The following is a 13,709-nucleotide window of genomic DNA, read 5'->3' on the forward strand; positions in this document are numbered from 1 at the left end:
TATACATGAATAGCCTTATAATTCATCGCAAAGATAATTTTTTATACATTAAAGTGCATAAAAAAGCCCGCTTATATAAGCGGGCTTTGATTTGTAAAATAATTCTTACTGTTTAGTCATCTCAAGAGTTATAACGTTGGTAACTGCTTCGGCAGGTTCACCAGCAACTAAGAAAAATCTAAGATTAATTTTAGAATCACAAGAGTCAAATGTACTGCTTGTGTTATCCTCATTAGGGAAAAATGTAGCAAAATCGTTACTAACAAAAATATCACCTGCTCCTGAATCCGTAAAAAGGTAATTTCCAGAAAAATTAGGAAAAGAGATATTTGCATTTGAACTAACCGCATCTAAAAATATATGCGTTTCAGAATTCGCATCTTGACCAAACACATTAGAAACAACTAATTCATTTGGCTCTTCGCCTGCAACCACTACAGTTTGATATTCAGAATCACCATCTTGTATAGCACTATATGTACCAATAAAAGAGTCTCTACCCTTTCCAATCACTACGGCATGAGTTGTTGGTCTTAGACCATCATCTAAACCTATCTGAACATTATCCCTGCTTGTAGAAGCTAAAGTTACAGTAAATTCTATACATGATGTTAAAGCTGAATCTGGCAGTGTAAAAACAATATCTCCCGTAAGTTGACCTGAAGGTATATTCATTTCTCCACTATAGTCAACAATACCTTCAGTACTACCGCTAACATCCGTAACTGTATAAGCAACATCTAGACCGCTTGTATTTACAGCAGAATGTAACATTACAGGAACTCTAAACTCCGTAGTTAATCCTGTTACAACATAAGTAGTTCCTTGGGTTTCGAATTGTACCCAGCCACTTTCAGTATCTGCTCCGAACTTATCTTCGTTCGGATCGTGATAATCACAACTTACAAAAGCAATGGTTACAAAGCTTAACAGAAGTGCTAATATATTTTTTTTCATAAACTTGGTTTAAAATTAATTTACTTTCGTTAGTCTTATTGTTGTCTGTCTAGCAGCATCAGCACAACTAGCATCCGGGTCTTCCGTAACAGTAATATCAATTACACTACCATCATTAACATATGTAGCATTACTCAATCCAGGAAGGATTTTCAAGGTAGCTTCAGTACAACCTATACCTAAGTCAATTTCTCTGGACAGAGATGTTTCGCCACAAGTAAGTGTAAATCTAAACTCATTTTCAAGACCTGAAACAGCTGCAGAATAAATATCCGCAGCAAAATAACGCTCAAAGTCCGAATCTCCCACTTGAAGCTGTACAATAGAATTGTCTTCAAAAATGAATACATTACCTGGATTAATAGGCATTCCTGCTGTCAATTGATTAACTCTATAGTCTCCTGTGAAATCACCATCAAGAGGGCAAACCTCTACAATAGACACAGTGATATTCTCAACGTCTGTGTATTCATCAGTTCTGTTACTGATTCTAAACACTAGTTTGTCAGGATTCGTATCAACAAGATTATTATCAACACCTGTTATCGTCATAAACCCTTGGTACTTTCCTGCCGGTATGGTGATTGATGTAGGCAGTGTATAGGTTTCAGGTATAGCATCTGTCTCCTCTTCCACAATCTCGATCTGATAAGTTCTGTCTACAGACGAAACTGTACTTGAATTCAAGGTAACTTCAACACTTCCTGTATCATCAATTCTTACCGGTAAAGTATAACTTGATGCTGAAAAGCTAAGAAAAGTATCATTGCTCTCAGCGCCATTGTAAACAACGGGCTCAACGTCCCCACAGGATACAACCATAAGTGAAGACAATAATAATAAAGATTTGAATATATTTTTCATTTGCATTTTTTTTTAATAATTAGGATTCTGTTGAATCGTATTATTTGCGTTAAGTTCGCTATTTGGTATAGGCATTGTGAATAAGTAGCTTGTAGGAGCTAAATCACATGGTGCCTCAAAAGAACCACAATCACGAGAATCTCTATTGATACCTACGTTAATTTCTGCACCAATTCTCTTGATATCTAAATATCTATGCCCTTCATAACATAGCTCTTTACGTCTTTCTACCATTATATCAGCCAATGCTACATTAAGATTGGCATAATTAGGAAGGGCAGGAGTACCCGCAATTCTGGCATCTCTTAAAGATCTAACACTTTGAGCAGCTCCTGTAAGGTTACCTTGTCTTGCCTGAACCTCAGCTTTTATTAGCAACATTTCTGAAGACCTGAACAGTTTACAGTGGTTTGATAACAGACCGTTACTACTACCCGGATATTTATTTATTAATATTACTCTATTAGCTCCAGATAATACACTACTATTATCGACAAATACCTGTTTTCTAACATCGTCATCAGCGTATAGATCAAATAGCTCATTAGACATTTCAAAGAAAGGACTACCTGAAATATTTGTTTCATTAGCATAGAACATACCCGCAATATTATTATCAGAAACACCTCTAAACAGAGTGAAAACATCCTCATCAACTGTTGATAGATTAGCATCACTCCAAAAGCCTGAATATGCTTCAAAATCAGTGATAATAGGATGGTCTTCTAATATTGAATCAGCAATTGCCTCTATTGAAGCATAATCAGATGTATTACCTTGGAAAAGTAAGACTCTTGCTCTTAAGAATTGGATTGCATTCTGAGTGATATAAAAATTATCTGTCGCCGTAGGATTTACAAGTGCCTGGGCATCATTTATATCATTTAAAATAAACTCAAAACATTCACCTACTGTATTTCTTGGATAAACTTCACCTAGAGGTGGTACAAAATCCATTATAATCACACCTGGAGAATCCGGAGCTTTATAATCCACGACAAAATATTGCATTAATTCAAAATGACATAAAGCTCTTAATGCAATTAACTGTCCTTTTATATGATCAGCACGGGCAATATCAGCTTCAGAAGCATTTTCTAATACTCTGTCGATATTTCTTAATACCCTGTTAGCAAAGTTGATTGTTCCATATCTGCTATTCCATATTGAATTAGGAAAACCTGTATTAGTGTTTACAGTAAAACCGTAAACTTCACTACCCTGATTATTATTTTGAATACCTCTTTTTATATTATCAGTAATAACTGCATTTAATAAAAATGAGTTACCCACACCATTACTCGCAGCATCGGGTGCATAGGTAGCATATACTCCGTTGAGACCCGTTTGGAGATCATCAACATTTCTATATGCGGCTTCTTCACTCAGTTCTCCATCCTGAATGATATCCGTTGCATCTTCACATGAAGTGAAAGATACGAACAAAGCCAATAAACATAGATTGAATATTTTTTTCATATTTGTTTTTTTTTAAAAATTAATTACAGCTCCAAAAGTGTAAATTTTTGGTGTAGGATAGTTACCTCTGTCAGTAGTCCTGAAGCCTCCTTCAGCATCCCAACCTCTCCAAGAACTAAAAGTGATAAGATTTTCACCTTGAACATATAGTCTAAGACCGGAAATTGGAAGCTCTCCCAACTGCTCTTTACTAAACGAATAACCGAAAAGAATGTTTCTTAGCCTTAAGAATGATGCGTCTTCAAGATATCTATCGCTCTGGTTAATATAAGTAACTGCACCTATTGGGCTTCCTACTCTTGGAACGTCAGTAATATCTCCCGGCTGTTGCCAAGCTCTTGTCAAAGATGTTGTTCTGTTTCCATCGTCATTTACTGATGAAGTTTCTTCTAACTGAGCATAATCAAGATTGTTTCTATAAACGTCAGCAAAATAACTCCATTGTGTGTTAAATTCAAAACCTTTATATCTTATGCTACTCCCAAAACCTCCCTGCCATACAGGATAAATAGATTTACCGGTTGAAACCCTGTCATTTTCAGGATCTAAAGTCTCTGTTAAACCTCCATCCTGAGTATAGAATAACGGGTTACCATTTGATGGGTTAACTCCGGCATATCTAACGAGATAGAAAGTACCAATAGCTTCGCCTTCGATTAAAGCATTTGATCCTCCTTGGTTAAATATTCCATCATAACTTTCAGGAAGGTCGCGAATTTCGTTTTTGTTATAAGAAGTATTTGCGTTAACAGATATATTCCAATCTGCATCATCATACACTACGTATTTAAGTGTAATTTCAAGACCTTCATTTTGCATAGCCCCAATGTTGGCATCAATACTTGTAGTACCATTAACTGGAGACACAGGAGTTGTCTGGAAAAGATCAGTAGTTAACTTTCTGTAAACATCTACACTACCAGATAATTTATTATTCCAAACTCCAAAATCAACACCTATATTTGTCTGCTCAGTTTGTTCCCATCTTAAATCAACGTTACCAAACTGTGCAGGCACCGTAGACACTGTATTATTATATCCTGAGCCCGCAGTATATAAACTTCTTGTTAGACTAAGAGCGGAATACTGAGCATTGTTTATCCTCTGATTACCGGAAGTACCATATGATGCTCTTAGTTTAAGTTCATTCACAGTGGCACCTTGCATAAAATCTTCACCGTCAATATTCCAACGTCCACCTACAGACCAAAAAGTACCCCATTTATTATCATCGATAAACCTGAAAGAAGCATCTCTTCTTACTGTAGCTGTAATACCGTATTTGCCCTTATAATCATAATCAGCATTCGCAAAGTATGAGAACAAGCCTTCCTGTACTTTGAAAGAACCAACAGTAGGAATATATGGTTGAGCAAGCTGGTTATTAGGATCATTATCAAACTCTTCCTCTACAGTACCGTCAATAAATGCGGCACCTACACCAACAAGCCTTGGATCAAGTCCAAACTGAGTAAAGTTTATTCCTTCAAAATGGGCTTTATTATACTCTGTAAAAAGGGTAAAATCAATTGTGTGATCAGTAAAAGTTTTATTATAATTTAAACTTACAAGAGAATTGAATCTAAAATCTCTTGTCGCTGACTCTGATTGAGTACCTCCAAATTCAGCCCTCTGATCTGTTTGAAAAGGACCTAGTAAACTTTCCGGATGTAATATTTCTTTTGTATTGAATGCCGAATAATCTACACCCAACTGAATTCCTGCAGTCACGTTATCCATAAACTGGTAATTTGCATTGAATCCTGCAAGAATTTTAACTTCATCCTCAATATCTGTATTCATTTGTGATGAATTCAACAACACGATAGGAACTTTCTCAACAGTAATAGCATCAGGATCGCCTGGAGTTAAACCTCCATCTCTGGTTATTGAACCATCAGGATTATAAGGGTTTAAATAAGGAAGACCTCTCAGCGCAGCTGTAAATGGTGCAAAAAATACAGCATTGCTACCTGCTCCGTCTATACCACTTGAACGAGAGAAATTAACGTTCATATTCAACCCATAAGTAAATTTATCATTATCTGTCTTACCTGAAAAATTATTTCTTACAGTAAAACGTTTAAGGCTAGTGTTTATAAATACACCCTCCTGCTCAAAATAACTTATAGAGGTAAAATTATTAGTATTTTCAGAACCTGAAGTTATAGCTAAGTCATGAGATTTAGTAACTCCTTTTCTAAAGAAAACATCTGTCCAATAAGTATTAGTTTGTCTCGATAACGCATCTATTTCTTCGTCAGTCAGCGTTGCTCCGTAACCCTGTCCATATTGTTTCTGAAGATTTAAGAATTGTCTCGAGTCCATCAATTCAATATTCAAAGGTTGCAATTCTGTGTAACCGAACTGAGAAGTATATCTAAACTGTGTTTTTTGATTAAAACTCCCTCTCTTTGTTGTTATAACAATCACACCGTTAGCACCTCTGTTACCATAAATTGAAGTAGCAGCAGCATCTTTAAGCACCCTGAAAGTAGCAATATCATTCTGATTAATACTCCTAAATCCATCTTCATCAACAGGAATACCATCTACTACAAAAAGCGGCTCAACATTACCATTAATAGTACCAACACCACGAAGGATAATAGTACTATCTGCTCCGGGCTGACCTGAACCAGTTGCTATATTAAGACCTGCAATCTGACCTTGAAGACTTTGTAAAACAGAGGCATTTGCTCTATCCTCTATAGCTTCTATAGTTAAGGTTGTTACTGCACTAGAGTTTTTTCTAACAGTAGTACTACGATAAGCATCCTTAATTACTACATCGAGCTCTTTAGCTCCAAGCACGACGTTAATAACATTAGAACTCTCTACAGTAACACTTTCTGACTGAGAGCCTGCATAAGAGAATATTAAAACATCACCCGTATTCACATTAATGGAATATTTTCCATCAATATCTGTTTGCGCGCTACGCTGTGTCCCTTTTATAAGAACACTGGCACCTGGCAATGGACCTACATTGTCCGAAACGGTACCTGTCACGGTTCTCTCTTGCGCAAAAGAGAAACCAAATGAAAACGCCAATAAAAGCGTCATAATCCAAGTAAACTTCGATCTCATACTTTATTAATTTGAGTTAGTTAACCGCAAACTTCTTAATAATTTATTAATAAAACAAATATTACTTCGGAATAATAATGTTAAATTAAAGAAATTAAATTATCCTGAAATTATAAGTATTACAATAAAGATTCAAAAAAATCAAAAAGGTTGCGTAGAATAGAAATTAAATTTTTAAACATTATCTGCTTTAATACAACAAACTATATTAAATTGACATATTTTTATTGTAGCCAATAGTAATTCTAATAACTAAAAAATTCGGGGTAAAAACCCCGAATTTTTTAGTTATTTAGATATTATAAATATTTTTTATTACTTAATTGTAACCTTCTTAGTTGTAGTCAAACCATCAGAATTCATATTGAATATATATATCCCTTTAGAGAGGTCTGAAACTTGAATTACATCCATAAATTCGTCATAATGCTTTACAATTCTGCCTTGAAGGTCATAAATTGTAATTGAAGTTTTTGAAAGATTACCATTAAAAGAATCTGATATGGAAATATTCAGTATATCATTTGCAGGATTAGGCCATACGGTAAACCCTGAAAGATTGTTATCTTTAATTCCTGCCGCTTCATCTATACCTGAAATTATTATCGAAAAATCTTGACTACCACCAACTAATGATCCCTTGTTAGTCACAGTTATCGTGTATATCTCTCCTGCAGGAGGTATAAAGTTTTCACCATCAACGGTAGGCAACTCTACCTTCTCAATATTATCTACTTTATTATCTGCTTTCTGAACAAGTCCTGTAAGTAAACCTGTATTCAGCCTCCATGGCATATAATCCGTACCATCTTTACTTATTCTAAGATCAAGATCATTAACAAGTACAGGAGTATTATCATCTATGGTACCGGAAGTATTTGGGGTACCTGGACGGTCAGTCCATGAAATAGTAGCCTTTAACGGGTTAATTCCATCTGTAACCACCTGCCTGGTATAAGTTTCACCTTGGTTCAAAGTGGTCTCTAAAACAACTGAAGACACCCCATTACCCGAAATAACAGCAGCACCTGCTTCTGCATTCATTAGTCCCCATCCAAATTTAAAATCAGGCCCAAATGCCTCTCCGGCTTCATCTGCAGTATGAGCCATTATACCTCTTAATGTAGCAGAGAGCATAAAATCATCATTAACATTATTATAATGCTGTTGTAATAAAAGTAAAGCTCCTGCAACACCCGGAGAAGCCATTGATGTTCCATTTATTGAATTATATGCTGTATTAGATGTACCCCAAGTAGATAGTACGCCTACTCCTTTTGAAGAAATATCCGGCTTAACCCTCCTATCATCAGTAGGACCCCAGTTACTAAAATCACTCATAATAACACTTGAAGGACCATTATAATTAAACACTTCATTTATTGCTGCAACAACAACAACATTTTTAGACACCCCCATTTGCGTAAGTAAATCCATACCTGATTTTGAAGGATTCATAGCAGGATCTGCATTTCTGTCATTACCTGCAGCAACTACGGGTTGATAATAAGGAGCATTGTATACTATATTATCCCAAGAATAACTCTCTCCTATATAAGCCCCAAAAATATATGTTACCGGTACTGAAGCCAATCCATAAGAGTGATTTGATACAAGTAATCCTTGAGCTGCCTGAGCTGCCATCTCGCCGGTGTCATTATTCCAATCATTTGCCCACAAATCTGCTTCGGGAGCCATTCCTTTAGCCGACGAATTACCAACACCTGATCCAATCATAGTACCCGCCACATGTGTGGCATGGTTTCCTATTTCGTTAGCAGAGTCCATCTGATTAGCACGCCCTGTAAGATCTTGATGAAATTTTCTAACAGCATCATCATCCCATATACCGATAAGCATATCTTGACCATCTAAACTCAACCCTGCGGAACCACCTGAATTAATCCTGTCAACTCTGGAAGTTCTTGCAGATCCCGTATTATAAGTCATATAATAAACAGGCTCTCCTTCAATTACCTTCATAATCTCTTTCACTGTACCATCTTTATCGACAAACTTAATAGGCATGCCTTTTAATTTTGCCAACGCAACAGCTTCTTCTTTCTCTTTCCTGTTTTTTTCAGTAAGCTCAGTCTCTATTTTTTTGAGCTCAACCAAATCATAATGCTTTATAATCTCAGCTCTTTGTTCCGGGGTTTGTGCAAAAACAGTAAAGCTACTGCCTAAAGCCAAAGTCAGAACAAAAAATTTCACAGTATTCTTTTTCATTTCTTAATTAATTAATAGTTAATAGCGTATTTAGTGAGAAAAATTTAATTAATAATATTTTCCTACTATAAAGGTTAGCAAAAATATAAATTAAAATCATTCTACGTATGTTAATTTTTTATTTTAATACTTGATATCTATATATTTGTACGGTATTTAATCGTAATCAGTTTTATGTTATTGCCAAATCATTCAGGAATTTACTACGAAACAGGTACTGACGAAGCCGGAAGAGGTTGTCTTGCCGGTCCCGTTACTGCCGCTGCAGTTATACTTGCTAAAGATTTTGAGATGGAATTACTAAACGATTCCAAACAATTAAACGAAAAAACCCGAAATTTATTAAAACCCATTATTGAGAAAAAAGCCGTATGTTACTGTGTCACAAATATCGAGCCTAAAATAATTGATAAGATAAATATTTTAAATGCATCAATTAAGGCAATGCAGGAATGTATAATAAAACTTAACCCCAAACCTTCCTATATTATAGTAGACGGCAATCGCTTTAAAGCTATTAACGATATACCTTTTAGCTGTATTGTAAAAGGCGATAGTAAATATAGCAGTATAGCAGCAGCCTCAGTACTTGCAAAAACATACAGGGATGAGTACATGGATAAAATTCATGAAGAGTACCCTATGTACAACTGGAAGAAAAACAAGGGATACCCCACTAAAGAGCATCGGGAAGCCATAAGGAAATATGGTATTACAAAATACCACCGCAAGTCTTTCAGGCTATTGCCTGAGCAACTGGAACTGGATTTTAAATATCATGAAAATATTTAAATCCCGTTTGCTGATGCATTTGCATTAATAAGCACCTCTGCTTCAAAAAGGGTGGCAAAGTGTTTTACTATTTTTTCTTTAACCTCATCTTCATTCACTTTATCTACACCAAGCTCTACATTTAAAGAGGTAACCCCTTTATCTTTTATACCGCACGGAATAATGTTATCAAAATAACCAAGATTAGCATTTACATTAAAGGCAAAACCATGCATGGTAACCCAACGGGAAGCCCTTATGCCCATAGCGCATATTTTTCGGGCAAACGGGGTTCCTGCATCCAGCCATACGCCTGTTTCTCCCTCGCTTCTCGTTCCGGCAAGCCCGTACTCTGCCATCGTTAGTATAATTACTTCTTCAAGCAATCGGAGGTATTTATGGATATCTGTAAAAAAATTATCCAAATCTAAAATAGGATATCCTACTATTTGCCCCGGACCGTGGTAGGTAATATCCCCACCCCGGTTTATTTTATAAAATACAGCTCTCTTTTCGGCAAGCTGTTTTTCATTAAGCAACAGGTTTTCTATATCGCCGCTTTTGCCAAGCGTATATACATGCGGATGTTCGACATATAAAAAATAGTTAGGCGTTACAACATTAGTTTCTTCCCTCCTGTTTTTTATTTTTATATCGAGAATATCTTTAAAAAGCATTTCCTGCCTGTCCCAAGCCTCTTTAAAATCCATCTCTCCAAGCTCCAGAAGCTGTACTTTCTTATTCATTATGTATATCCTTTATTTAATGCACAAAATTACAAAACTTTTACATAGCACCCCTACAATAAACCTGCTGAAAGTAAATTAACCGGATTGCTTATTTACTAATTATCATTATCTTTGCGAGCTTAAAAAACCTATATAAATCATGCAGCTTTCAGAACAAGAAATCATTCGTAGAGAAAAACTGGATGCGCTGAGAAAACTCGGCATAAATCCATATCCCGCCAACCTTTTTCCTGTAACGCATACCAGTAAACAGGTAAAGAATGATTTTGCTGAAGGTAAGAAGGTTGTTATTGCCGGTCGCCTGATGTCATTCCGCATACAAGGTAAAGCATCGTTTGCAGAATTACAGGACAGCGAAGGACGCATTCAGGTATATATTAACCGAGACGAAATATGCCCCGATGAGGATAAAACCCTATATAACGAAGTTTTTAAAAAACTACTCGATCTTGGTGACTTTATAGGGGTAGAAGGCGAACTTTTTACTACAAAGGTAGGAGAGAAATCAGTACGGGTAAACAATTTTACCGTACTGAGCAAAACGCTTCGCCCATTACCACTTCCAAAAACAGATGCTGAAGGCAATGTGCATGACGGCTTTACTGATGAAGAGCTGCGCTACCGCATGCGCTATGTAGATCTTGTGGTAAACCCGCAGGTTAAAGAAGTTTTTGTAAAGAGAACAAAACTCTTTAATGCCATGCGAAACTTTTTTAACGAGAAAGGTTACTTTGAAGTAGAAACACCAATATTGCAGCCCATAGCAGGTGGCGCGGCAGCACGCCCGTTTGTAACACACCATAACTCGCTGGATATGCCATTATATATGCGTATTGCTAATGAACTGTACCTGAAAAGGCTTATAGTAGGCGGGTTTGACGGTGTATATGAATTCTCGAAAAACTTCCGTAATGAGGGTATGGACAGGACGCATAATCCTGAATTTACCGCTATGGAAATATATGTAGCCTACAAAGACTACAATTGGATGATGGAGTTTACCGAAAGCCTGCTGGAGCATTGCGCCATATCCGTTAACGGTACTACCGAGACTACCTTTGGCAAACATAAAGTAGATTTTAAAGCACCGTATGCAAGGGTAACTATGACGGATGCTATAAAGCAATATACAGGGTTTGACATTACAGGTAAAACCGAAGAAGAACTATTTGAAGCTGCCAAAGGCATGGGTATCGATGTAAATGATACTATGGGTAAAGGTAAGCTGATAGATGAGATATTTGGTGAGAAATGCGAAGGCAACTTTATACAGCCTACTTTTATAACCGATTATCCTAAAGAGATGAGCCCGCTATGTAAAGAACACCGCGATAACCCTGAACTTACCGAGCGTTTTGAGCTTATGGTGTGCGGTAAGGAGATTGCCAATGCGTATAGCGAACTTAACGACCCTATAGACCAAAGGGAGCGTTTTGAAGCTCAGTTAAAGCTAAGTGAGCGTGGTGATGACGAAGCAGGGCAATTTATAGATTTTGATTTCCTTCGCGCGTTAGAATATGGCATGCCGCCAACTTCAGGGCTTGGTATAGGTATGGACAGGCTTATTATGTTCCTGACCAACAACCAGTCGATACAAGAAGTATTGTTCTTCCCGCAAATGCGTCCCGAGAAAAAACAAATACAGCTTGATGATGATGCCAAAGAATTATTAGAAATCATAAAAAGGTATGACAGGGCATCACTGGTTCAGATAAAAGAGACTGCCAATATGAGTAATAAAAAATGGGATAAGGCTCTTAAAACTTTAACCGGAAACGGTATTGTAAAAGTGGTAAAAACAGATGACTCTTTAGAAATACACATGGCATAAACTAATGTCGTTTTATACTAAAAAAGCTGCCCCGATGAAGGGCAGCTTTTTTATTTTGTTTTTTTATTTCTTGATAATCCTTTTGGTATAAACCTTATTCTGGTTTTTAATTTCTACAAAATAAATTCCGCTCTTTAAATCGGCAATATCAATCTCTTTTTTATTAAGTAATGAAGTATCGCCATATACAATCTGCCCCAACGTATTAAATATTTTAATTTCAAAACCGCCATTGCTGTTTTCTAACGAAATTGTAAGTTTCTCGTCAGCAGGGTTAGGAAACAGGCGTAGCTGCTGCCCGTTTAGCGAATATTCTTTATTGCTCAGCAAGTTCGTATTAATATATGCTATTGCCGCCTCCATATCAGGCAGAGGACCAATGGGTTCAAAAATAGTATCAACACCCTGAGAAATGCCCGTTTGCACTAAAACATCTCTTATTTCCTGGCTTGTTAAATATTCTCCGCTTCTGTCATAATAATACGATTGCAAAACTGCCGCGCAGGAAGCAACAATAGGCGTTGCCGAGCTTGTTCCGCTAAACAAGGTATAATACTGATTAAAATCGTTTCCTATGGCATAAAGATCTCCGTAACCCGTAGTTATAACATTTTGTCCCCATGCCTGTACATTTACCCTGCTGCCATAGGTGCTAAAATAAAGACGGTCGTGGTTGGTATCATAAGATCCTGCGCCTACTATAATTGCACCGCTGTCTCCCCTGTTGGTATATGAATTAAACATTGCTGAGTCCAAATTTTGGCTTCCGTTTCCTGCCGCTGCCACTATAACTATTCCGGCATCAGTAGCTGCTTTGGTTAAATCCCATACCACATTGTTATATTCGGCAGGCACAAAATCATTCTCAGTAAATGCCGATGCCTGCATTTCATACATTATAATATCGCCTGCTACTGAATTGTTTATAGCCTGCGTTATGGCGTACATCCGGTTATACCCGTTTTCTTCTGTCCATTCAGGAAACAAAATCACTTCATCCACTTCGTGAGCCATACCCGAAATACCGTATTCGCCATTATCTGCATATATAACCCCGATAGATGCCGTTCCGTGTTCGGTATAAGCTGATGATACTTCCGAAAAAACTGTCATATCATCGGCCAAAGATGTATTTGTTGCGTTAAGCTCTTCGTGGTTAACGTTTACACCATATTCTATGTCGCGCACTCTTATTCCTTCTCCCGCATAACCTATATCCCATGCATATTGCATGTTTACTCCCGGATTACTTTGTATATATCCTTGCGAAAAGAAATAACTGGGGGTAACAGGAAGGATGTCGCCCGGAGGAGGCGGTGGCAACTGTGTATTTGCTTTAACAGCATACTCAATCTCGTCAAACAAAGACAATTCCTCTAACGATTTGTTCAGTAACGCTTCATTTTCGTAAAAAAGGGTAATGTTGTAAATTCTGTTCAGTTTTTCTACGGAATCACTATTTCCTCTCAGTTTTTGCGATTGCTTTTTCAGATATTCAAACTGATTCTCAGGTATTTTTACAGCTTTTGCTATTGAAGCATTATTTGCTGTTAAAAAAGATTGAAACACATCAGTAGCATGAAACTGAGAATCTTTAAAACAAACATAAACTGTACATTTTTCGGTGGGCTGTGTTTGCGAAAAAGCCTCAGCAACGAAAAGAAAGAGAGCTAATAATACTAGTTTTGATTTCATAACAATGTTTTTATACAAATCTGTAAAAATATTAATATTATTTA

At 36.7% G+C, this 13,709-nt stretch carries 9 protein-coding genes; 2 read left to right on the top strand and 7 right to left on the bottom strand.

From position 1 onward, the window contains the following. Positions 1 to 105: 105 nt before the first annotated feature. The 5 genes from E0W68_RS04125 to E0W68_RS04145 all read right to left on the bottom strand — a co-directional run bounded on the left by E0W68_RS04125 (position 106) and on the right by E0W68_RS04145 (position 8,604). On the bottom strand, positions 106 to 957 hold the full coding sequence (locus E0W68_RS04125) for a hypothetical protein (RefSeq protein ID WP_135218142.1): 852 nt from the start codon (positions 955 to 957) through the stop codon (positions 106 to 108). A gap of 15 nt (positions 958 to 972) precedes the next feature. Continuing rightward, on the bottom strand, positions 973 to 1,821 hold the full coding sequence (locus tag E0W68_RS04130; RefSeq protein ID WP_135218143.1) for a hypothetical protein: 849 nt from the start codon (positions 1,819 to 1,821) through the stop codon (positions 973 to 975). 12 nt (positions 1,822 to 1,833) lie between these two features. Then, entirely contained in the window at positions 1,834 to 3,300 is a 1,467-nt protein-coding gene (locus E0W68_RS04135) for a RagB/SusD family nutrient uptake outer membrane protein (RefSeq protein WP_135218144.1), read from the bottom strand. A 12-nt stretch (positions 3,301 to 3,312) separates the two neighbouring features. Continuing rightward, the gene (locus E0W68_RS04140) at positions 3,313 to 6,390 is read right to left on the bottom strand and encodes a SusC/RagA family TonB-linked outer membrane protein (RefSeq protein WP_135218145.1); all 3,078 of its coding nucleotides are present in this window, start codon (positions 6,388 to 6,390) and stop codon (positions 3,313 to 3,315) included. A gap of 315 nt (positions 6,391 to 6,705) precedes the next feature. After that, entirely contained in the window at positions 6,706 to 8,604 is a 1,899-nt protein-coding gene (locus E0W68_RS04145; RefSeq protein WP_162845797.1) for a S8 family serine peptidase, read from the bottom strand. A gap of 189 nt (positions 8,605 to 8,793) precedes the next feature. Here E0W68_RS04145 and E0W68_RS04150 point away from each other — a divergent pair, with 189 nt between their 5' ends. After that, on the top strand, positions 8,794 to 9,411 hold the full coding sequence (locus E0W68_RS04150) for a ribonuclease HII (RefSeq protein ID WP_135218147.1): 618 nt from the start codon (positions 8,794 to 8,796) through the stop codon (positions 9,409 to 9,411). On the opposite strand, the gene lipB is transcribed toward E0W68_RS04150, so the two are convergent. Further along, positions 9,408 to 10,136, bottom strand: coding sequence for a lipoyl(octanoyl) transferase LipB (gene lipB, locus E0W68_RS04155; RefSeq protein ID WP_135218148.1), 729 nt, complete (start codon positions 10,134 to 10,136; stop codon positions 9,408 to 9,410). The two genes, E0W68_RS04150 and lipB, sit on opposite strands and share 4 nt — an antisense overlap. Before the next feature lie 142 nt (positions 10,137 to 10,278). Between lipB and lysS the strand changes: the two genes are divergently transcribed. Further along, positions 10,279 to 11,970 (top strand): lysine--tRNA ligase, encoded by a 1,692-nt coding sequence (gene lysS / locus E0W68_RS04160; protein ID WP_135218149.1) that lies wholly within the window; start codon positions 10,279 to 10,281, stop codon positions 11,968 to 11,970. A 63-nt stretch (positions 11,971 to 12,033) separates the two neighbouring features. On the opposite strand, the gene E0W68_RS04165 is transcribed toward lysS, so the two are convergent. Next, a complete protein-coding gene (locus E0W68_RS04165; protein WP_162845798.1) occupies positions 12,034 to 13,665 on the bottom strand; it encodes a S8/S53 family peptidase in 1,632 nt (543 codons plus the stop codon). Positions 13,666 to 13,709 lie beyond the last annotated feature (44 nt).

It is taken from the genome of Flavobacterium salilacus subsp. salilacus (genome assembly GCF_004634195.1).
GTDB lineage: Bacteria > Bacteroidota > Bacteroidia > Flavobacteriales > Flavobacteriaceae > Flavobacterium > Flavobacterium salilacus.

Coding starts and splice junctions, on each gene's coding strand:
- E0W68_RS04125 (WP_135218142.1), bottom strand. CDS start 957: ATGAAAAAAAATATATTAGCACTTCTGTTAAGCTTTGTAACCATTGCT.
- E0W68_RS04130 (WP_135218143.1), bottom strand. CDS start 1,821: ATGAAAAATATATTCAAATCTTTATTATTATTGTCTTCACTTATGGTT.
- E0W68_RS04135 (WP_135218144.1), bottom strand. CDS start 3,300: ATGAAAAAAATATTCAATCTATGTTTATTGGCTTTGTTCGTATCTTTC.
- E0W68_RS04140 (WP_135218145.1), bottom strand. CDS start 6,390: ATGAGATCGAAGTTTACTTGGATTATGACGCTTTTATTGGCGTTTTCA.
- E0W68_RS04150 (WP_135218147.1), top strand. CDS start 8,794: ATGTTATTGCCAAATCATTCAGGAATTTACTACGAAACAGGTACTGAC.
- lipB (WP_135218148.1), bottom strand. CDS start 10,136: ATGAATAAGAAAGTACAGCTTCTGGAGCTTGGAGAGATGGATTTTAAA.
- lysS (WP_135218149.1), top strand. CDS start 10,279: ATGCAGCTTTCAGAACAAGAAATCATTCGTAGAGAAAAACTGGATGCG.
- E0W68_RS04165 (WP_162845798.1), bottom strand. CDS start 13,665: ATGAAATCAAAACTAGTATTATTAGCTCTCTTTCTTTTCGTTGCTGAG.